At 65.4% G+C, this 20,017-nt stretch carries 21 protein-coding genes and 1 pseudogene; 13 read left to right on the top strand and 9 right to left on the bottom strand.

The genetic code is table 11. The features are described 5' to 3' along the window. Positions 1–6: 6 nt before the first annotated feature. Positions 7–972, bottom strand: coding sequence for an MlaA family lipoprotein (locus MJ601_RS20610; protein WP_242130270.1), 966 nt, complete (start codon positions 970–972; stop codon positions 7–9). A gap of 254 nt (positions 973–1,226) precedes the next feature. Here MJ601_RS20610 and MJ601_RS20605 point away from each other — a divergent pair, with 254 nt between their 5' ends. The 4 genes from MJ601_RS20605 (at position 1,227) to MJ601_RS20590 (ending at position 4,302) form a co-directional block, all read left to right on the top strand. Next, on the top strand, positions 1,227–1,868 hold the full coding sequence (locus MJ601_RS20605) for a PepSY-associated TM helix domain-containing protein (protein ID WP_242130269.1): 642 nt from the start codon (positions 1,227–1,229) through the stop codon (positions 1,866–1,868). Positions 1,869–1,883: 15 nt separating this feature from the next. After that, positions 1,884–2,414 carry a DUF2271 domain-containing protein gene (locus MJ601_RS20600; RefSeq protein ID WP_242130268.1) on the top strand — a complete coding sequence of 177 codons (531 nt, stop codon included), beginning with the start codon at positions 1,884–1,886 and terminating at the stop codon, positions 2,412–2,414. Between the two features lie 11 nt (positions 2,415–2,425). Then, positions 2,426–3,328 carry a DUF4198 domain-containing protein gene (locus MJ601_RS20595; protein WP_242130267.1) on the top strand — a complete coding sequence of 301 codons (903 nt, stop codon included), beginning with the start codon at positions 2,426–2,428 and terminating at the stop codon, positions 3,326–3,328. 101 nt (positions 3,329–3,429) lie between these two features. Beyond that, positions 3,430–4,302 carry an FAD:protein FMN transferase gene (locus tag MJ601_RS20590; RefSeq protein ID WP_242130266.1) on the top strand — a complete coding sequence of 291 codons (873 nt, stop codon included), beginning with the start codon at positions 3,430–3,432 and terminating at the stop codon, positions 4,300–4,302. Here MJ601_RS20590 and bdcA read toward each other — a convergent pair whose 3' ends face one another. Further along, a complete protein-coding gene (bdcA, locus tag MJ601_RS20585; protein ID WP_242130265.1) occupies positions 4,303–5,016 on the bottom strand; it encodes an SDR family oxidoreductase in 714 nt (237 codons plus the stop codon). Positions 5,017–5,088: 72 nt separating this feature from the next. On the opposite strand from bdcA, the gene MJ601_RS20580 reads away from it, so the two are divergent. Continuing rightward, a complete protein-coding gene (locus tag MJ601_RS20580) occupies positions 5,089–5,679 on the top strand; it encodes a TetR/AcrR family transcriptional regulator (protein WP_242130264.1) in 591 nt (196 codons plus the stop codon). On the opposite strand, the gene MJ601_RS20575 is transcribed toward MJ601_RS20580, so the two are convergent. The 5 genes from MJ601_RS20575 to MJ601_RS20555 all read right to left on the bottom strand — a co-directional run bounded on the left by MJ601_RS20575 (position 5,676) and on the right by MJ601_RS20555 (position 9,596). Then, positions 5,676–6,677: a nucleotidyltransferase domain-containing protein gene (locus tag MJ601_RS20575; RefSeq protein WP_242130263.1), complete on the bottom strand. Its 1,002-nt coding sequence runs from the start codon at positions 6,675–6,677 to the stop codon at positions 5,676–5,678. The genes MJ601_RS20580 and MJ601_RS20575 overlap by 4 nt on opposite strands. Next, positions 6,674–7,537 carry an HprK-related kinase A gene (locus MJ601_RS20570; protein WP_242130262.1) on the bottom strand — a complete coding sequence of 288 codons (864 nt, stop codon included), beginning with the start codon at positions 7,535–7,537 and terminating at the stop codon, positions 6,674–6,676. Before MJ601_RS20570 ends, MJ601_RS20575 begins: the two co-directional genes overlap by 4 nt. Next, positions 7,534–7,815 (bottom strand): HPr-rel-A system PqqD family peptide chaperone, encoded by a 282-nt coding sequence (locus tag MJ601_RS20565; protein ID WP_242130279.1) that lies wholly within the window; start codon positions 7,813–7,815, stop codon positions 7,534–7,536. The genes MJ601_RS20570 and MJ601_RS20565 overlap by 4 nt, the downstream gene beginning before the upstream one ends. Before the next feature lie 68 nt (positions 7,816–7,883). Beyond that, complete coding sequence (locus MJ601_RS20560; RefSeq protein WP_242130261.1) at positions 7,884–9,077, bottom strand: glycosyltransferase; 1,194 nt, start codon at positions 9,075–9,077, stop codon at positions 7,884–7,886. A gap of 96 nt (positions 9,078–9,173) precedes the next feature. Next, positions 9,174–9,596 (bottom strand): hypothetical protein, encoded by a 423-nt coding sequence (locus tag MJ601_RS20555; RefSeq protein WP_242130260.1) that lies wholly within the window; start codon positions 9,594–9,596, stop codon positions 9,174–9,176. A gap of 98 nt (positions 9,597–9,694) precedes the next feature. On the opposite strand from MJ601_RS20555, the gene MJ601_RS20550 reads away from it, so the two are divergent. The 7 genes from MJ601_RS20550 to phoB all read left to right on the top strand — a co-directional run bounded on the left by MJ601_RS20550 (position 9,695) and on the right by phoB (position 17,023). Then, positions 9,695–10,948, top strand: coding sequence for an ATP-binding protein (locus MJ601_RS20550; protein ID WP_242130259.1), 1,254 nt, complete (start codon positions 9,695–9,697; stop codon positions 10,946–10,948). 153 nt (positions 10,949–11,101) lie between these two features. Beyond that, positions 11,102–12,157 (top strand): substrate-binding domain-containing protein, encoded by a 1,056-nt coding sequence (locus MJ601_RS20545; protein WP_242130258.1) that lies wholly within the window; start codon positions 11,102–11,104, stop codon positions 12,155–12,157. Between the two features lie 10 nt (positions 12,158–12,167). Then, positions 12,168–13,562 (top strand): phosphate ABC transporter permease subunit PstC, encoded by a 1,395-nt coding sequence (pstC, locus tag MJ601_RS20540; RefSeq protein ID WP_242130257.1) that lies wholly within the window; start codon positions 12,168–12,170, stop codon positions 13,560–13,562. Next, on the top strand, positions 13,559–14,803 hold the full coding sequence (gene pstA / locus MJ601_RS20535) for a phosphate ABC transporter permease PstA (RefSeq protein WP_242130256.1): 1,245 nt from the start codon (positions 13,559–13,561) through the stop codon (positions 14,801–14,803). Before pstC ends, pstA begins: the two co-directional genes overlap by 4 nt. Before the next feature lie 5 nt (positions 14,804–14,808). Then, positions 14,809–15,609 carry a phosphate ABC transporter ATP-binding protein PstB gene (pstB, locus tag MJ601_RS20530; RefSeq protein WP_281061378.1) on the top strand — a complete coding sequence of 267 codons (801 nt, stop codon included), beginning with the start codon at positions 14,809–14,811 and terminating at the stop codon, positions 15,607–15,609. A 17-nt stretch (positions 15,610–15,626) separates the two neighbouring features. Continuing rightward, positions 15,627–16,319, top strand: a complete 693-nt coding sequence (phoU, locus tag MJ601_RS20525; protein WP_242130255.1) for a phosphate signaling complex protein PhoU — start codon at positions 15,627–15,629, stop codon at positions 16,317–16,319. A gap of 2 nt (positions 16,320–16,321) precedes the next feature. Then, positions 16,322–17,023 (top strand): phosphate regulon transcriptional regulator PhoB, encoded by a 702-nt coding sequence (gene phoB / locus MJ601_RS20520; RefSeq protein WP_242130254.1) that lies wholly within the window; start codon positions 16,322–16,324, stop codon positions 17,021–17,023. 71 nt (positions 17,024–17,094) lie between these two features. On the opposite strand, the gene MJ601_RS20515 is transcribed toward phoB, so the two are convergent. Beyond that, positions 17,095–17,979 (bottom strand): hypothetical protein, encoded by an 885-nt coding sequence (locus tag MJ601_RS20515; RefSeq protein WP_242130253.1) that lies wholly within the window; start codon positions 17,977–17,979, stop codon positions 17,095–17,097. Positions 17,980–18,392: 413 nt separating this feature from the next. Between MJ601_RS20515 and MJ601_RS20510 the strand changes: the two genes are divergently transcribed. Next, a complete protein-coding gene (locus tag MJ601_RS20510; RefSeq protein ID WP_242130252.1) occupies positions 18,393–18,629 on the top strand; it encodes a hypothetical protein in 237 nt (78 codons plus the stop codon). 86 nt (positions 18,630–18,715) lie between these two features. On the opposite strand, the pseudogene MJ601_RS20505 reads toward MJ601_RS20510, so the two are convergent. Continuing rightward, a pseudogene (locus MJ601_RS20505) lies at positions 18,716–19,960 on the bottom strand (IS256 family transposase). Between the last annotated feature and the right edge of the window lie 57 nt (positions 19,961–20,017).

Here is a 20,017-nt window from a genome sequence, read left to right as displayed (position 1 = left end):
GGACGCTTATTGCGGCGCGTCCGCCTTGCCATCGATCACGTCCTGGGGGGTGATCTTGCCCAGGGCCGGACCATAGACCGGCACCACCGGTTCGGGGGGCTTGCGCCCGTGCAGCGCCTCGATCTCCGCCTTGCGCTGCTTCAGATACAGCTCGCGATAATAGGCGTAGGGATTTTCCTCATCGCGGATCTGCCGGATCGTCTCGTCAAAGGCCGCGCGCTGCCCAAGCTGGTTGAGGATCGTCGCCGGGATCACATATTTGGGTTCGGTGAACGGCTTGCCGATGGCGAAGGGCACGACCATCTTGTCGATCGTGTCGCCGATGACGTCGCGGAGCGTGGTGGGGCCGATGATCGGCAGGTACATGTAAGGCCCGGGTCCTACCCCATAATAGCCCAGCACATTGGCCACGCCATTGGGCCGGTAGGGCAGGAAGAAGGGCTTGCGCTTGGCCACGTCGAACAGCCCGGCCACGCCCAGCGTCGTGTTGATGCCGAACCGCCCGACCGTCTCGAACGCCTTGCCCGGCTTGAACTCGAGCATATAGGCCACGAAGACCACCGGTTCCTGCAGGTTGGCGAAGAAATTGCGAAGCCCCTTGCGCACCGGCTTGGGCAGGCCCTTGTTATAGGCCTTGGCAACCGGCTCCAGCACGGCCTTGTCGACCGCCTGTACGGTCTCGAAGCTCTTCATGTTAAGCCGTTCCATCGGATCGCCCGGTGGTGGCCGCGTCCGCCCGGTGACGACGATATCGCCCTGACTCGGTGCTGAGGCGGGAGGCTGCACCGCGGTACCCGGCAGATTCGGCATCACCGGTGGCGGCGGTACGACGACATTCGGCGGCGGCGACTGCGGCGCAGCTTCCGTGGCAGGGACAGCGATTTCACTCGGCGGCGTATTTTGCGGCGGGGATTCGACAGCCCCTGCCTGCGCGCCCATCAACATTCCAGCAGCAACGGCCGGCAGCAGCATTTTTTCGTCCTTTGCGGGCGGGGCCCCCCGGCGCCGAAACATTTGCATGTCACGCCGTTCCATGGCGGCTAGATGGGAAGGAGCGCCCCGTCAATAGGCGGACGGCTCGAACGTCAGGACATTCTCCGCTTCACCTCCCCGTTCCGGCTATCGCTTCATATTTTGATGCAAATTTGGCGGAGCATCTATTTGCAATTGCGAGTCGTTCGCGTTATTGAGCCCGCCACGCCCATATAGGATCGACGCTCATCCCCATGCACGCCCCTGTCCATACTCAGCCCAGGAAGAAGAGCGCCAAAAGTTTCTGGCTGAAACAGCTTCACAGCTGGCATTGGATCAGTTCCGCCATCAGCCTGATCGGGCTGCTGCTGTTCGCCTTCACCGGCATCACGCTCAATCACGCCGCCGATGTGGAGGGATCGCCGCAGACGGTCAGCAAATCCGCCACCCTGCCCGCTGCGCTGTTGAGGCAAGTGGCCGCGGATGATGCGCCCGATATGAAAAGGCCCCTGCCCGCCCCCGTCGCGGCCTGGGTCGAAAAAACCATCGGCCAGAGCGGCGATGGCGATGCCGAATGGTCGGCGGATGAGGTCTATCTGGCGCTGCCCCGGCCGGGCGGCGACGGCTGGGTGTCGATCGACCGGCATAGCGGCGCAGTCACCAGCGAAGCGACCAGCCGGGGGTGGATCAGCTATCTGAACGACCTGCACAAGGGCCGCAATGCAGGCGGCGTCTGGAAATGGTTCATCGACATTTTCGCTGTCGCCTGTTTCCTCTTCGCGCTGACCGGACTGCTGCTGCTCTGGCTCCATGCCAGGAAGCGCCCGACCACCTGGCCGCTGGTCGCCATGGGCCTCGCCATTCCGGCGATCCTCGCCATCATCTTCATCCATTAAGGGGGATTTCACCTCATGCAGATCAGCCACAAGCTCGTCCTGACCGGAGGCGCGGCATTCGGCGCCTTCGGGGCGCTCGCCACGCCAGCGACCGCGCAGACGCTGGACGTCACGCTTACCCTGCCCCGCCTGTCGGTCGCCGAATATCACCGGCCCTATGTGGCCATATGGCTGGAGAAGGAAGGCGTCCCGGCGCGCACGCTTTCGATCCTGTACGATGTCGACAAGCGCAACAATGGCGGCGCCAAATGGCTGCGCGACGTGCGCATGTGGTGGCGTGCATCCGGCCGCTCCCTGACCGTGCCCGCCGACGGCGTATCGGGCGCGACCCGCGCCGCGGGCACCCACAAGCTCAGCTTCACTTCCGGCAAGGGCGGCATGCCGAGCCTGACGCCCGGCCAATATACGCTGCTGGTCGAGGCTGCCCGCGAAAATGGCGGCCGCGAAGTGGTGCGCGTCCCCCTGACCGTCACCTCTGCCGGGGCAAGGGGCAGCGCCAGCGGCCAGTTCGAACTGGGCGCGGTCAGCGCCGTCCTGTCGCGCTGAAGGGGAAAGCCATGATCCTGTTTCGCAAGCCGCTGCTGCTGCTCGCCGCCACGGCCGCCATCGCCCTGCCGCAAATGGCTGGCGCCGCCCGTCCCTGGATGCTGCCGTCCGAAACCATGTTCGCCGGATCGGGCAATGAATGGCTGACCGTCGATGCCGCCATTTCGAGCGACCTCTATTATTTCGACCATCCGGGGCAGGACTGGCAACCGATCGTGACCGCGCCCGACGGCAGCACGACGCAGGTCGAAAACCGCACGGTCGGCAGGCTGCGCCAGACCTTCGACCTTGGCATCAGGGCCAAGGGCACCTACAAGATCGCCATCACCAGCGAGATGTTGATGGGCAGTTACATGCTGAACGGCGAGCGCAAGATGCTGCCGCGCGGCACCACGGCAGCGACTTTGGCGGCAGCGCTGCCGCAGGGTGCGACCGACGTGCAGACCGCGACGGCGACCACCCGCATCGAAACCTTCGTGACGGCGGGCGAGCCGGATCGCAAGGTGTTCACCACGACCGGCAAGGGTCTGGAGATGATCCCCGTCACCCATCCTAACGATCTGGTCGTGGGGGAAGCGGCCAGCTTCCAGTTCCTGCTCAATGGCAAGCCCGCTGCCGGACTCGACGTGATCGCCATTCCGGGAGGCATTCGCTACCGCTCCGACCTCAAGCAGATGGACGCCAAGACCGATGCGCAGGGCAAGGTGAGCTTCACCTGGCCGGAAGCAGGCATGTATTGGGTCAGCCTCAGCACCGGCGGGCGGCGCGGTCCGGCCGAAGGTCCCGGCGGTCCCGGCGCAGCTGCGGCCGCAACCGGCGGCCCTGGAGGCCCGGGGGGTCCTGGCGGCCCGCGCCCCATGGGTCCGCCACAGGACCGCGCCACCTATGCCATGACGGTCGAGGTGCAGGGCTGACCGCCGCCGCCATTCGCATCGCCATTCCGCCCAGCCTGTCGCCCGATATCCTCGGGTCGGGGAACAGGCTCGGCCGGATCAGCGATTTCGGTGGTCCGACCATGGGCACGAGCTGGTCGGTCCGCATCGTCGATGCGCCTCCCGGCAGCTTGGCAGCGATCGAAGCCGTGCTCGCCCGGATCATCGCGCAGATGAGCAATTGGGAAGCAGGTTCGGACATCAGCCGCTTCAACGCTGCGCCGCCGGGACAATGGACAGCGCTTCCCGCCGACATGTTGACGGTGCTGCGCGCAGGATTGGACATGGCGCGCCTTTCAGGAGGCGCCTTCGATCCGGCGGTGGGCCGTCTTGTCGCGCAATGGGGTTTCGGGCCGGGCGGGCTTACCGGCCTCTCTGCTGCACCAAGCCATCCCTCGCCATGGACCGCCATCGAGATCGAGGGCGAACGGGCCCGCCGCCTCGCGGACGTGACGCTCGACTTTTCCGGCATCGCCAAGGGCTTTGCGGTGGATGCGGTCGCGGCAGCCCTGCATGATCTGGGCGCCGCGCATTTCCTGATCGAGATTGGCGGGGAGTTGCTCGGTCGTGGGATCAAGCCCGGCTTCCAGCCCTGGTGGGTCGATGTGGAGGCGCCGCCGGGCATGGCGCTGCCCACTCTGCGCATCGCGCTGTGCGGTCTGGCGGTGGCGACCTCGGGCGATTATCGCCGCTTCCGCGAGGAGGGCGGCAAACGCCTTGCGCACAGTATCGACCCGGCGACCGGCGCGCCGATCGTCAATGACGTCGCGTCGGTCACCGTGCTGCATGAAAGCGCCATGATGGCCGACGGCTGGGCGACCGCCATGACCGTGCTGGGGCCGGATCGGGGCACGGCGCTCGCCGCTCGCCATGGCATTCCCGCCCTGCTGATTGGAAGGACGGAAACAGGCGGGCAGGAATATATGACGCCTGCCCTCGCCGCGATGCTCGATTGATCAGGCCGCGAAACCGCCGTCGATCGTGTGCATGGCGCCAGTGATGATACCCGCTTCCGGCCCGGCCAGATAGGCCGCCAGACCGGCAATTTCCTCACCCGTGGCGTGGCGCTTGATCGCCATGAAGCTGTGCATCAGGCCGCTCATCGGGCCATCGGCGGGGTTCATGTCGGTATCGGTCGGCCCCGGCTGGATGATGTTGACCGTGATCCCCCTCGCGCCGAAGTCACGCGCGAGGCCGCGGGCCAATCCCTGGAGCGCCGATTTGGTGAGCGCATAGGCTGCGCCGCCCTCAAAGGGGATGCGGTCGCCATTGGTCGATCCGATCACGATGATCCGGCCGCCGTCGGGCATCTGCCGGGCGGCTTCGACGGCGGCGTGATAGGGCGCGCGGACATTGATGTCGATCATCCGGTCGACTGCATCGGCCTCCAGTTCCAGCGGGTTGCCCAGCACCAGAGCGCCAGCATTCACCACCAATATGTCGAGCGGGCCTTCCCCGCGAACGACATCGACGACTGCCTGGCGATCGGCGGCGTCGGACCTGATCGCCCTGGCTCCGGTCTGGTCGGCCAGGGTCTGGGCCGCTTCATGCGATCCGGCATAGGTGAAGCCGACGGTGGCGCCGTCGTTTGCGAAGCGGCGGACGATGGCGGCGCCGATGCCGCGGCTGCCGCCGAGGACCAGTATTTTCCGGTTCGAAAAATCAGTCATGGGGAGGTTCCTTGCTAAATATGTAATGATCGCTATATAAATTAGCGAAGAGCATGTTCAAGGATTTTTATAGTGACCGATAAAGAAAAATCGAAAGGCCGCGGCCGTCCTCGCGCCTTCGACAAGGAGGCGGCGCTGAATATAGCGCAGGCGCTGTTCCACGAACATGGCTATGACGGAACAGGCGTCGCCGCGCTGGCGCAGGCGATGGGGATCAATCCGCCCAGCCTCTATGCCGCCTTCGGGGACAAGGCGTCGCTGTTCGGCCAGGTGCTGGCGCGCTACGCGGCGTCTGCGCTGCCGGTCGGGGATCTGCTGAGCCCCGGCGCGCCGCCCGCGCAGGCGCTGACCCGGCTGCTGCACGAAGCCGCCCGCATCTATGCCGCCGATCCTTCGGCGGCCGGCTGCCTGGTGCTGGAGGGCGCACGCGGCAGCGACCCGGACGCGGCCGCCCGCGCCCGCATCTGGAAGGAGGGCAGCGCGAGCCGGATCAGGGATTTCCTGGCCCCCAGCCATCCGGAGCAGGCCGGGACCGTCGCCGATTATATGGTCGCGATCCTGTCGGGCCTCTCCTCCGATGCGCGTGCAGGCAGGCCGGTGGAGCGGCTGCTGGCCGTGGCCGACATGGCCGGACTTGCCCTCAAGGTCGCCTTGCCGGGTTAGGCTGGCCGATGGCCCTTGCGCCATTTGGTGAACAGGTGGCGCGCCAGCATGGCGGGCGGCATCCGCAGCCAGTGCGAGCGCAGATAGAAGGCGAAGCGGAGCAATTTGCGCCGTTCCCGTCCCCAGCCATCGCGCGCCAGCAGCCGCGCCACGACGATCCGGTCCCAGAAGGTCAGGCGCGCGCCATCGCCATAGAGCGCCGCCGCCAGCCGCCGCGCCTGCCGCACATGGGGTCTTATGCCATGGCGCGCCGCCCGTTCGTCGAGCGCCACCGGATCGAGACCCTCGAGCAGGCAATGGATATCCCACAGATTGCGCAGCCCGCCCGCCAGATCGCCGTCCGCCAGCAGATGCGCGACCGCGTGGCACAGCCGGTCCTCCGGCGAGAGAATATAGAGTTCATTGGTGATGGGAACGGCATCGCCGATCATCGCCGCCGCGTCCGGCCTTTGCCGCGCGGTCACCGGCAGGACGGTGTGGTGCACGTCGATCATCCGGTCCCGCCCGGCATGGATCATCGGCGGCAGTTCATGCATCCATTGGCGATAATAGGCGTCGTCATAGGGATCGTCCTTCACCCATTCCCACCCGGCGCGGAGCAGGCATTGTTCCACCGCCTGCATCGACGGGCGCGGCACGAGAATGTCGAGATCGCCGATGAAGCGCCCCTGCCCGGCGACAAGGCCCGCCGCCGCATAGGCCGTGCCCTTGAGCAGCACGACCGGCAGCCCCAGCGGCGCGATCGCTTCGGCGGCGCGGTCCGCCTCCCACAGGGCCTGGCGCGCCTCCCGCTCCGCGTCCAGCCGGGCGTCGGCCAGGATCGGCGCCACCGCTTGCGGAACCAGCCGGTCCCCGATGCGCAGCGCCAGCGTCCCGATCAGCCGTTCCGCCCGCGCCATGGCGATCAGCGCATTCCAGCCCGCACCGTCCCCTCCATCGTCCAGCGCCGCCACGCCGTCCGGATCGCGCAGGGCCCGCACCAGCAGCAGCGCGTTCATGCCAGTTCCTCCCACAGCCGATCGACCATGGCGATGGCCTCCTCGCCCGACGGGAAGTCGATGGCGCGGGCGGGCACGCTGCGGACGAAGCGGGTCAGGGCGGCAAAGCCCGGTTCCCCCAGCGCGACATAATTGGTCGACGCCTGGGTCAGCCGCATGAACACCTCCCCCTGCCCCACGCCCCGCACGGCGGCGGCATGACCAAAGCGCGGGAAGAGCAGCAGCGCGGGGCGCGCGCCCTGCCCCATGCGCCGGACCGCGTCGGAGCGGGGCACCAGATGGCGGATATCGCCCTTGGCGGTGGCGGCCAGCAACGGACCCATGCGCGGCGCGGGCGCCTCCGCCGCCAGCACGTCGATGGCGCGGTTCTTGAGCGAGACCAGCCGGGGAAAGGGAAGGACATCCCCCGTCGCCAGATCGAGCAGGGCGAATTCATCGCCCATCAGCCGCCAGCCGCGCTCCCCCAATTGCGCGGCGAGCGTGGATTTGCCCGATCCGGACTCGCCGGTCATGACCAGCGCCTGCCCGTCCCTTTCCACGCTGGCGGCGTGGAGCAGCAGATGCCGCCGCCAGCCCAGCGCCATTTGCAGGTTCATCCCCATCTCCGCCGCCAGCAGCCCATGGGTCAGGCTCATCGGCGCGGCGTCGGCAAGGCCATGGTCGCCGGTGATGAAGATGGAGGGGCGCAGCCAGCGCCGGAACAGGCCCGCCGGTTCCAGCCGCACGGTGAAATCAGCGACCTTGCCGGCCGCATCGGGATAATCGGCATAGAGCCGGGCCAGCGCCTCGACAGGCTGCCGCCAGGCCGATCCGATGCGGAAGGTGGCCGGGCCGATCTTCAGGGACAGGGCATGGTTCACGCGAGGCGGACCAGTCCGAGCGCCGTCAGTTCGGCCAGATGCGCCTCGATCTGCGGCAGCGCTTCCTCCGCCGGTCCGAGATCATAGTGCCGGGACAGTTCGCCATGCACTTCCGACGCGGTGAGTGCCGCGCCCTCGGCCAGCGCGGCCAATATCTCCGGCACCGGGCTGATAACCATATGGGTCTGCCCGGACGGACGGTGATAAAGCAGCACCATATCCTCCAGAACGCAGGTCGCGACGGCGTCCTCCCCGTCCTGGCAATAGCGATGCGGCATGGTCACGAAGCGGGCCTTGTCCTGGGAAGCGTCGCCTTCCCCTTTAAGGCCAAGATGTAAGCAGGTGCCTAACGGAGCAAGCCATTTTGCATGGCGCCGCTCCAGCGGACGCCGTCGGAGCCGACGAGGTGCGCAAACGCCCTGACATGCGCGTCGAGCGCCCGTTCGGCGCAATGATCATGGACCGCTCCGGCCAACCGATCGACGGGGGACGGATGCGCAAGCGCCCAGAGGATCGCCGCGGCGAAGGCCGCCGCGTCACCCACGGGCACGGGCGGATGCTGGCCCGCCGCCGCCAGCAGCGGATGGATATCGGGGGCGGAATCGGTCGCCACCACGCCCGTTCCGCATCCCAGCGCCTCGATCATCGTGGCCACCAGCCCTTCCCAGCGCGAGGGCTGGAGCAGCAGGTCGGCTTGTGCCATCAGTTCCGCCAGCCGCCGCTGATCGCCGACGAAGCCCAGAAATTCGACGCGTTCGGCTATGCCCAGTTGCACGCATAGCCTTTCCAGTTCCTGGCGCAGCGGTCCCTGTCCGGCAATTTTCAGCCGCCAGTCGACATGGCGAAGGCGCGCCAGCGCGGCCAGTGCCGTCGCATGATCCTTCTGCTCGGCCAGACGCCCGACCATCAGCAAATGACGGGGCGGACACGGGGACGGGGGCGGACAATCGCCCCGCCGCCGCCCTGCCCGTTCCAGCATCGGGGTGACGGTCGGCCGGGGCAGCAGGATCACGCGCCGTGCCGCCAGCGGGCCGGGACCGGCCAGCATCTGCCGATCCGCTTCGCCCATCGCGATGGTCATCGCGCTGATCCGGGAAATGACGCGGAAACGGCTGCGCCTGAGCCATGCCGCAAGGCCGGTCTGGCCGGGGCGGACGATGGGATTGGAAATGCGGCTGACGGCCTGCGTCGCCGTGCCCCATGCCGCCAGGGCACACAGCATGTTGCTCTGATTGCCGGCCGAATAGAGGATATCGGGACGGTGCCGCCTGACCATCGCGGCCAGCGCGGGAAATTGCGCGATCATGGAGAGCCGCCGCGTGAGGCGCGGCGCGGGCACCCGCCGGACCCGCAGGCTGGGGTCGATCAGTCCCGCCGCCGGTCCGTCCATCCGCGTCATCCACAGTTCGACGGCGATGCCGCGCCTCAGCAGGTGATTGGCCAGCATGATGGCGACGCGGTCCAGCCCACCGTCACCGGGTTCGTGGAGATAGATTGCGACCGGAAAAGCCTGCGTCACCCAATGGGGGGTGTGGAACATGAAGGCGCCCTTGCTGCGTCTGACGGAAGCGTCGGAGCTTCGACGCCATCAACGCGGGCGACCCGTATGGACTTCGGTCCGGAGCGCCGCCTTCGGTCAGCGGGGCATTTGCAGCGATGCGTAGCAGGTAAAGCCGCTCGTGCCGGACTGGAGACGGCGGATATAGTTCAGATAGGCCTGATTCTGGTCATAGGCCGTGCCTGGCAGGCGGCCGCCGCGCAGCGCCTGCTTCACCTGTTCCCCGGTGAAGGGCTGGCCCGCGCCGGGAAAGGCGCCCTGCGTGCCAGCGGGCACGACCTGCCCGTTGGGGGCGACATATTGGCCCGAACGGCCCTGGTCCGGAACCGGAATGGTGCAGTTCAGCACCGAGGCCGCCGTGTTGGCCAGCGCCGGACGGATCGAGACGATGGCGGACGCCGCGACCGCCCCGCCCATCAGAAGCTGGCGGCGCGAGGGTGTGGCGAGGTTCGGCGCATCGTCCGACTCGGTTCCGTTCGCGGGGGGCAATGGCTCGCTCATGTCTTCCTGATCCGCTATCGCGCTTGCCAAAGTGTAAAAATTGCATGTTACTGCCGCAGCCTTTGCAGCAAATGCGCCGAAAATCCAGCATGGTAACCATGAATCGCCTGACGACTTCCCAGATCACCGCATCCCTGGCCGTGCTGCTGCTGGCGACCGGCGGCGCGCTGATGATCGGCGCGCACCCGATCGACATCGCCCTGCCGGTGCTGGGCGCGATCCTGATCCTGATGATCGCGGCGGGCGGCGGCGAGCGCGTGGAGGAAGCCTCGCCGGTGGTGGCGGAGGTTCCCGACATCATCGCCCATCCCGATGCGCGCGACCTGCTGGAGGGGATTTCCGATCCGCTGATGCTGATCGAGCGGGGGCGCATCCTGTCCGCCAACCGGGCGGCGCAGCGTCTGCTGGGCGCGCATATCGAGGGGGAGGATGCCCGCATCGCCATCCGCCATCCCGCCGCCGCCGAACGGCTGGCCAGCCTGACGCCGATGGCGGAACCGGTGATGATCGAGCTGGTGGGGCTGGGCACGCGCGACCAGCGCTGGCAGATGCGGATCGCGCCGATCGGCGACCATGAACAGGTGCGGCGGCTGGTGCATCTGGCCGACCATAGCGGCGCCCATGCGGCCGAGAAGATGCGCGTCGATTTCGTCGCCAACGCCAGCCATGAACTGCGCACCCCGCTGGCCGGGATATTGGGCTTCATCGAGACGCTGGCCGACCCCGATCTGGGCAAGGACGATGAGACGCGCCAGCGTTTCCTGAAGATCATGGACGGCGAGGCACGGCGGATGCAGCGGCTTATCGACGACCTGATCTCCCTATCGCGCATCGAGGCGGAAAAATATCGCGCGCCCGAAAGCGCCGTCGACCTGTCCGGCCTGGTGGCGGAGGTGGTCGGCGTGTTCCGGACCAGCCATGGCGAGCGGGGCCGCGAGGTCGAAATGGAGATCGCACCGGACCTGCCCGCCGTGCAGGGCGACCGGGCGCAGCTTTCGCAATTGCTGCACAATCTGATCGGCAATTCGGTCAAATACGGTCGGACGGGGACGCCGATCCGCGTCGCGCTGAACGACGGTCCCAGCGGCATGATGCGGCTTTGCGTGGCGGACGAAGGGGAAGGCATCGGCCCCGATCATCTGCCGCGCCTGACCGAGCGTTTCTACCGCGTCGATTCCGGCCGCAGCCGGGCGATCGGCGGCACCGGCCTGGGACTCGCCATCTGCAAGCATATCGTCGAACGGCATCGCGGGCGGATGGACATTGCCAGCGTGCTGGGCAAGGGGACGACCATCACCGTCCTGCTGCCCCGGATGCCGGTGGAGGAAAAGGCCGTCGCGGCAAGAGCTTGACGAAAAAAGACGGCGACAGGCGGCGCTTCCGGCGTCATTGTCATAAAAGTGCAATCCGATTGTCACAAAGGCGCGACGTACCGCCGCTACGGCGCGTGCCTATAGGGGGGCAGCGACGGCGAATCGCGGCCTTTGGACGAAGGAGATTATCCCGTGAAGCGTATCGCACTGCTCGCCGCCACGACTGCGGCTGCCCTTACCCTTACTGGCTGCGGCCAGCAGTCCGGCGGCGGTGCCGGCGGCACCCGCGACCAGATCCGCGCGGTCGGTTCCTCCACCGTCTATCCCTTCGCCACGGCGATCGCGGAAATGTTCGTGCAGGGCAATCCGGGCATGAAGTCGCCGATCATCGAATCGACCGGCACCGGCGGCGGCATGAAGCTGTTCTGCGCGGGCGTGGGCGCCCAGCATCCCGATATCGAGGACGCTTCGCGCCGCATGAAGAAGAAGGAATTCGAGGACTGCCAGAAGAATGGCGTCAAGGAGATCGTCGAGATCCAGGTGGGCGTCGATGGTCTTGCCTTCGCCGAATCGAAGAATGGCCCCGGCCTCAAGCTGACGCCCAAGATCGTCTATGAGGCGCTGGCCGCCAATCCCTATGGCAAGGGTCCGAACAAGGCCCAGACCTGGAAGGATGTCGACCCCAGCCTACCCGCCACGCCGATCAGCGTTTTCGGCCCGCCGTCCACCAGCGGCACGCGCGATTCGCTGGCCGAACTGATCCTGACCAAGGGCTGCGAGACCGATCCGGCGATGGAAGCGCTCAAGAAGAAGAGCGAGGACGAGTTCAAGGCGACCTGCACCCGCATCCGCGAGGACGGCAAATATGTCGACTCGGGCGAGAATGACAATCTGATCGTCCAGAAGCTGGCCGCCAACCCCAATGCGCTGGGCGTGTTCGGCTTCAGCTATCTGGAAGAGAATAAGGACACGCTGAAGGACGTCAGCATCAACGGCGTCGAGGCGACCTATGAAACCGTGTCGACCGGCAAATATCCGGGCGCACGCCCGCTCTTCATCTATGTGAAGAAGGCGCATATGAACGCGATTCCCGGTCTTCAGGCCTATCTGAACACCTTTGCGGCGAACTGGGACCCCAATGGCGCGCTGACCAAGCGGGGCATGGTCGCGGCGCCCGACGCGGTCCGCAAGGCGAGCGCCGAAGCGGTCAAGTCGCTGCCCGTGCTCGACGGTTCGCAGCTCAAGTAAGATGGGGAACATGACAGGTCCTGCAATCCTCCTGCTGCTGGCCGGCCTTGGCGCGATCGCCTGGGTCAGCGCCCGCGCCCGCGCGCTGCGCCTGCAAGGGGCAGCCCGGGCGTCGGGCCGCCGCGATGCCATGCACAGCCTGCCCGGCTATCATGGCTGGTATGTCGCGCTCTGGACGCTGGTACCCGCGGGCATCTTCCTGGCGGTGTGGGCGAATGTCGCACCCGGCCTGGTCGTCCAGCAGGTGTTGAGCAGCCCGGCGGCGCAGAGCCTGCCCGCCGACGATTTCTCGCGCTCCGCCATATTGGGGGAGGCGCGCGCGATCGCGACGGGGCAGCAGGCCGGGGCGTTCAACCCGCTCTCGCAGGGCCTGGTCGATCCCTATCGGGATGCGCTGGGCAAATTCGGCATGGCGGGCGCGGCGCTGGCGCTGGTGCTGGCCTTTGCCGGCGGCGCCTATGCCTTCACCCGCGTCCGGCCCGATTTCCGGGCGCGCACGCGGGTCGAGCGGCTGGTGATGGCGACGCTGCTGATCGCATCGCTGCTGGCGATCATCACCACGCTGGGCATCGTCGTGTCGCTGCTGTGGGAAAGCTTCCGCTTCTTTTCCATGGTCAGCCCCATCGACTTCCTGTTCGGGACCAAATGGAGCCCGCAGTCGGCGGCGCTGGGCTATGGCAATGACGACGCCTTCGGGGCCGTGCCGCTGTTCTGGGGCACGATCTTCATCGGCGCGGTCATCGCCATGGCGGTCGCCATCCCGCTCGGTCTGATGAGCGCCATCTACCTTACCCAATATGCCAGCCCGACGCTGCGCAAATGGATGAAGCCGACGCTGGAGATGCTGGCGGGCGTGCCGACGGTCGTCTACGGTTATTTCGCGGCGCTCACCATCGCCCCTGCCCTGCGCGATTTCGCGGTGATGATCGGCATTCACGGCGCCTCTTCGGAAAGCGCGCTGGCGGCCGGTCTGGTCATGGGCGTGATGATCATCCCCTTCGTCTCCTCCATGGCGGACGACAGCATCGCCGCCGTGCCGCAATCGATGCGCGACGGCAGCCTGGCCATGGGCGCCACCACCAGCGAGACGATCCGCCGCGTGCTGATCCCCGCGGCGCTGCCCGGCGTGGTCGGCGGCGTGCTGCTGGCCGTCAGCCGCGCCATCGGCGAGACCATGATCGTGGTGATGGCGGCGGGCCTGGCCGCTAACCTCACCCTCAATCCCTTTGCCAGCGTGACGACGGTGACGACGCAGATCGTCCAGCTGCTGACCGGCGACCAGGAGTTCGACAGCGCCAAGACGCTGGCGGCCTTTGCCCTCGGCCTGGTGCTGTTCGTCGTCACCCTGCTGCTCAACATCGTGGCCCTGCGGGTCGTGAAGAAATATCGCGAGGCTTACGAATGAGCGCGACACGCAACCCCACCGACTGGACGTCGGAGGCGATGCGCAGGCGGATCGCCCGGCGCTATGCCGCCGAGCGCCGCTTCAAGGCCGCAGGGCTGTTCGCCGTGCTGCTGTCCGCCGCTTTCCTGGCCTTCCTGCTGTTCACCATGGTCGGCAACGGCCTGCGCGGCTTCACCCGGACCGAGATTGCGGTGAAGGTGGACTTCCCCGCATCCCCGCTGCTGCTCGATCCCAATGCCATCACCGATCAGGCGCTGGCCAACGCCAATCTGCCGATGGTGACGGGCGAGGTGGTGAAGAAGGCACTGGGCGCGGATGCCGAGGAGTGGGTGTCGCCCACCGCCTGGACCGTGCTGCGTGACACGATCAAGGCCGATCCGAAAATCCTCTCGCAGACGGTCACCATCAAGCTGCCTGCCTCGACCGCGATCGATCTTGCCGCCAAGAGCAAGGGATCGCCGGAAGCCGAGGCGGCGGTGGATCGGCTGAACAAGGCAGGCCTGCTTTCGACCGGCTTCAACATGGGCTTCCTGACGACCAGCGACGGCACCGATCCGACGCAGGTCGGCATCTGGGGTGCGTTCAAGGGGTCGCTGCTGACCATGCTGGTAACGCTGGCCCTGAGCTTCCCTGTGGGCGTGGCGACGGCGGTTTACCTGGAGGAATATGCGCGCAAGAACTGGATGACCGACATCATCGAAGTGTCGATCAACAATCTGGCGGCCGTGCCCTCCATCATCTTCGGCCTCCTGGGGCTGTCGATCTTCCTGAACTTCCTGCACCTGCCCCGCTCGGCCGCCCTGGTCGGCGGCATGACGCTGGCGCTGATGACCATGCCGGTCATCGTCATCGCGGGCCGCAACGCCATCAAGTCGGTGCCGCCCAGCATCCGCGACGCCGCGCTCGGCATCGGCGCATCCCCGGTGCAGGTGGTGTTCCACCATGTGCTGCCGCTGGCCCTACCCGGAATCCTGACCGGCACCATCATCGGCATGGCCCGCGCGCTGGGTGAGACGGCGCCGCTGCTGATGATCGGCATGCGTGCCTTCATCGCGACGCCGCCGGGCGGGATCACCGATCCGGCGACCGTACTGCCGGTGCAGATCTTCCTCTGGTCGGACGAAGTCTCCAAGGGTTTCGTCGAAAAGACCTCCGCCGCCATCATCGTCCTGCTGGTGTTCCTGCTCGCGATGAACGGCCTCGCCATCTACCTGCGCAACAAGTTCGAAAGGCGGTGGTAACCGCGATGACTGCGATGATCCAAGAACAAGCAAAGCCGGCGGCCGCCGTCGAAACCAAGATGACCGCGCGCGACGTCAAGGTCTTCTATGGCGAGAAGCAGGCGATCAAGGGCGTGTCGATCGATGTCGACATGGACAATGTCACCGCCTTCATCGGTCCGTCGGGCTGCGGCAAGTCGACCTTCCTGCGGACGCTCAATCGCATGAACGACACGGTCGCGAGCGCCCGCGTCGAAGGCACGATCACCCTGGACGGCGAGGATATCTACGCCCCGGCCATGGACGTGGTGCAACTGCGCGCCCGCGTCGGAATGGTGTTCCAGAAGCCCAATCCCTTCCCCAAGTCGATCTACGAGAATATCGCCTATGGCCCGCGCATCCACGGGCTGGCGAGCGGCAAGGCGGACCTGGACGTGATCGTCGAGAAATCGCTGCGCCGCGCCGGGCTGTGGGACGAGGTGAAGGACCGGCTGCATGACAGCGGCACCGCCCTTTCGGGCGGCCAGCAGCAGCGGCTGTGCATCGGCCGCGCCATTGCCGTGGAGCCCGAAGTGATCCTGATGGACGAGCCCTGTTCCGCGCTCGACCCGATCGCGACGGCGAAGATCGAGGAACTGATCCACGAACTGCGCGGCCGCTATGCCATCGTGATCGTCACGCACAATATGCAGCAGGCCGCCCGCGTGTCGCAGCGCACCGCCTTTTTCCATCTGGGCGAGCTGGTCGAATATGGCGTGACGTCGGACATCTTCACCAATCCGAAGCAGGAACGGACCAAGGACTACATCACCGGACGGTACGGCTGATCCGGGGGAGAGCAGATATGGCAGAACATACGATCAAGGCGTTCGATCAGGAAATGGACAAGCTGCGCGGCCTGATCGCCGAAATGGGCGGTCGCGCGGAATCGGCGATCGAAAAGGCGATGCTGGCGCTGCAACGCCATGACAAGGTGATGGCGGCCGACGTGGTCGCCGAGGACAAGCGCATCGACGCGATCGAGGCGGAGGTCGAAAAGCTGGCCATCGAGATCATCGCCCTGCGCGCGCCGATGGCGAACGACCTGCGCGACGTGATCGCGGCGCTCAAGATCGTCGGCGTGGTCGAGCGGATCGGCGATTATGCCAAGAATATCGCCAAGCGCGTGCCGCTGATCGCGGCCAACCAGCGGACGCAGGAACCGATCGCGCTTCTTCCCTCGATGGGCCAGGTCGCGGGCGAGATGGTGCAGGACGCGCTGAACGCCTTTGCCGCGCGCGACGCTGATCTGGCCCTTGCCGTCGTCGAGCGCGATACGGTGGTCGACGATTTCTACAACAGCGTGTTCCGCACGCTGGTGACCTTCATGGTCGAAAATCCCAAGACGATCAGCGAATGCGCGCATCTGCTGTTCATCGCCAAGAATATCGAACGCATCGGCGACCATGCGACCAATGTGGCGGAGATGGTCTATTACGCCGCCACCGGCCAGACCCTGCCCGACCGCGAGCGCGGCGGCCAGAGCCAGGAGGACTGAACATGGCGCGAGCCAAGATGTTGCTGGTGGAGGATGACGCGGCGCTGGCCGAATTGCTCATCTGGCATTTCAAGCGCGAGGATTTCGAGGTCGCCCATACGGTGGACGGCGAGGAAGCGCTGCTGCTGGCGCAGGAAAATGTGCCCGACATCGTGCTGCTCGACTGGATGGTGGAGAGCCTGTCGGGGATCGAGGTCTGCCGCCGCCTGCGTCGCATGAACGGCACGGCGAACGTCCCGATCATCATGCTGACCGCGCGCGGCGAGGAAGAAGACCGCGTGCGCGGCCTGGAAACCGGCGCGGACGATTATGTGACCAAGCCCTTCTCGCCGCGTGAACTGGTGGCGCGGGTCGGCGCGGTGCTGCGCCGCGTGCGCCCGGCACTGGCGGGCGAGACGCTGACATTTTCCGACGTCGAGATGGACACGGTCGGCCACAAGGTACGGCGCGGGGGGCAGGTGATCCCGCTCGGCCCCACCGAGTTCCGCCTGCTCAAGCATTTCCTGGAGCATCCGGGCTGGGTCTTTTCCCGCGAGCGGCTGCTCGACAGCGTCTGGGGACAGGACAGCGACATCGAACTGCGCACGGTGGACGTGCATATCCGCCGCCTGCGCAAGGCGATCAATGCCGACGGGCGCCATCATGACATCATCCGGACGGTGCGATCGGCAGGCTATGCGCTGGATACGGAAGGGGTGGCGTAGGGGTTTGTTGAACGGCGGTTTTGGGTGGCTAGCGGTCGTTCCGGTAACGGGAAGGTATAGCGCAATAACGGTCATTTCCCGGCAGTGGGTGCCAACACAATCTTGCGATCCCATTGGAAGAGGCGTCCATCGATCCGGGCCTCAGGATCGAGGTCAAGCAGCCGATATTCGGAATAGGATGTGCCGTCATCGGCCTCGCTGTCGGCCGAGATCAATAAGCCTTGCCATGGCCCGGTCTCGTTGAGAACGCAGCTATTGGAAAAGAAGAACGCGAAAGAGGTGTCGAAGCAGGTGCGGCGGAAAGAGGTATTCTCCAACCGGTCGTCCGTCCGCCTGCTGACAGCAGCCCTCGGCCCTTCTTGCAGCAATTGGCGGTCCATGACGACGAAGTGGGCCGGAATCGGATAAAGTTCGCCCTCAGCAATATTATCCGTCGAAACCACCGGCGCAGCGCCGTTGTGGATGACGATAAAGCGCGCCATACCGTTGAACAGGGACATATGGACAATCCTTGTCTCTACCTTTGCTTTGACATTGCACTGATCGGATCGTTCGACCCGCCAAGTGCGGCCTAGATAAAGGCCTTGATCGCCCGACCTGTAGAACCAGAATTCGGTATGTGTCCGCGCCGGAAGATAGTCAGGGAGGCTTCGCGGATCGGGAAGTGTGACGGACTCGCGGCATTCCGCACTTGCAGGCAATGACACCTTTGCGTCGCTAACGTTAAGTCTATCGTCGGCGAAGTAACCATGCAGAGCAAGGCCTGTAACAGGGCCAGGCGGTTGGTAATTCGCCTGATAACTGTAGTCCTCATCGCTTTCCATCCGCCAGACTGGAGAAAGCGACACGGAACCGGCACTTTTCGCCGACAGGGCGCTGTTGGGGAGGGCAAGAAATGCGCAGAGGACGAATGCAAGCTGTTTGGTCAAGCTTGGTAGGGCAGACTGAATGCTCATGTCTTGAAACTCTTTCCCCTGTCGAATGTGGCGCAGGTCGCGTCGCTGCTCGACAGGCACACATTTCCGTCAATGTCGAGTCATGGAGACAGCTGAAAGCTCTGTAAATGACAAGAAATGGTCGTTTGCAGTCCACCCATCATAGCCGTTGGATCAAAGCCGATACTGAGCGCCAAATCAGCAATAATGCACCCATTAGCAAAATAGTGCAGCCCGCGAACATCAAGCGCGCCGTGATAAGGCCGGGACCATCGCTCACTCCTACGGCCAAGAACGAATAGTAGGCCGCGACACTGCTCCCGGCGAGTAATATGAGGCCGCACATAAACGCTGTTGCTGGGAACCGCCTCGCTACGTTGATGACCCTTCTCATCGGCAAACTGTGTCGGCTTTTGAGAGATAGCACAAGCTGTGTGAACAGCGATTTCTGGTCGCCTGCCGCTGGGCGGCTTTCCAATGCCGAACCGGACCAGCGGGTTATGAGCGAGGCGGAGCGTTCGCAGGCCGAGAGCGACGATGCCTGGTGGGAAGCGGACTGGCGTCTGTGGATGGCTCCCGCGTTGCAAGTGAAAAGTGATGATCTGACGTTCCGTTGGGTGCAGCCGTCTGTCCGGCCTATTGATGCAGCCGGTGTAGACTGCTGGCCCTGATGGGGTACGCGAACAAGGTCCGATCGGGTTTGCAGGCTATTACGCGGGACTGTCAGGAATTTCGTGTGCGGCGAGGCGGTTGGCCATCAGGCCGTCATGGCCCTGATGAAACGTTCGCCGAAGAGCACGGCAAATTGCGCCTTCGCCATGTTCCACTCACGCGGTGGCATTTTCCACTCTTTCTCCGACCGGTTCAAGATCAGATAGAGCAGCTTGGTGGCCGCCTCATCATTGGGGAAATGGCCGCGCGCACGAACAGCGCGGCGGAGCTTGGAATTCAGGGCCTCAATAGAATTTGTCGTATAGACGATCCGCCTGACCTCGTCGGGAAAGGCGAAAAACGGGATGACCTCAGGCCATGCCCGGCGCCAGCTCTGGCCGATAGCCGGGTAACGCTGGCCCCAGAAGCTGGCCTCGAAGGTGGTCAGGGCCTCCTCGGCGGCAGTGGCATCGACGGCACGGTAGATGGCCTTCAGGGCCGTTCCAAGCGCCTTGCGATCTTTCCACGCCACGAAATCCATCGAGTTGCGCAGCAGATGGACGATGCAGGTCTGGACCATCGCTTCGGGAAAGACGGCGGTGATGGCGTCGGGAAATCCCTTCAGGCCGTCGACGACGGCCAGCATGATATCCTCGACACCACGGTTGCGCGGTTCGTTCATGACGCGCAGCCAGAACTTGGCGCCTTCATTCTGCTCCAGCCATAGCCCAAGAACCACCTTGGTCCCGTCGGCCATGACGCCCAGGGCAATATGGATCGCCTTGTTGCGGATCTTGACCCGGATCGCATCGAAGAAAACCAGCGGATAGGCCGGGTCCAATGGGCGCTGCTGCCAGGCTGCCACTTCCTCCAGCACCGCGTCGGTGATCGTGCTGATCAGATCAGGCGAGGCGTCGATCCCATACAGGTCGCGCAGATGCCCGGTGATCTCCCGCGTGCTCATGCCGCGCGCATACATCGAGATGTCTCGTCAGCAAACGATCCCCCGGATCGCTTGCCAATCCTCGATGTCATCGAAGCCGGGGAAGCGTCGTTGGTACTTGGCGATCAACTGCGGGTCGAAACTGCCCGCCCGATCCCGCGGCACCTCGATCTCGATCCGTCCTCCATCGGTCGTCACCGTCTTGCGGCCATAGCCGTTCCGGCTATTGTTCCCTTGCTCCTCCTGGCCAAGATGGTGATCCATCTCCGCGTGGAGCGCCCGTTCGGCAAAAGCCTTCTTCAGGGAATCGAGCAGGCCGCCCTGGCTGAGCGCCGCCGCCGCGTCAGTGCCGGCCAGCAGTTGGTCGAGAATGTCGTTCGGTATCGAGGGTTCTTTCCGTCGTGACATACTGGGTCTCCTGGTCGCCCATTATGCCTCGCCGCACACGAAATTCCTGACAGTCCC

Origin of the sequence: Sphingobium trunci, assembly GCF_022664535.1 — a bacterium.
Classification (GTDB): domain Bacteria; phylum Pseudomonadota; class Alphaproteobacteria; order Sphingomonadales; family Sphingomonadaceae; genus Sphingobium.
The sequence above is the reverse complement of the archived record's forward strand: the minus strand, read 5'-3'. Positions and strand labels throughout refer to the sequence as shown.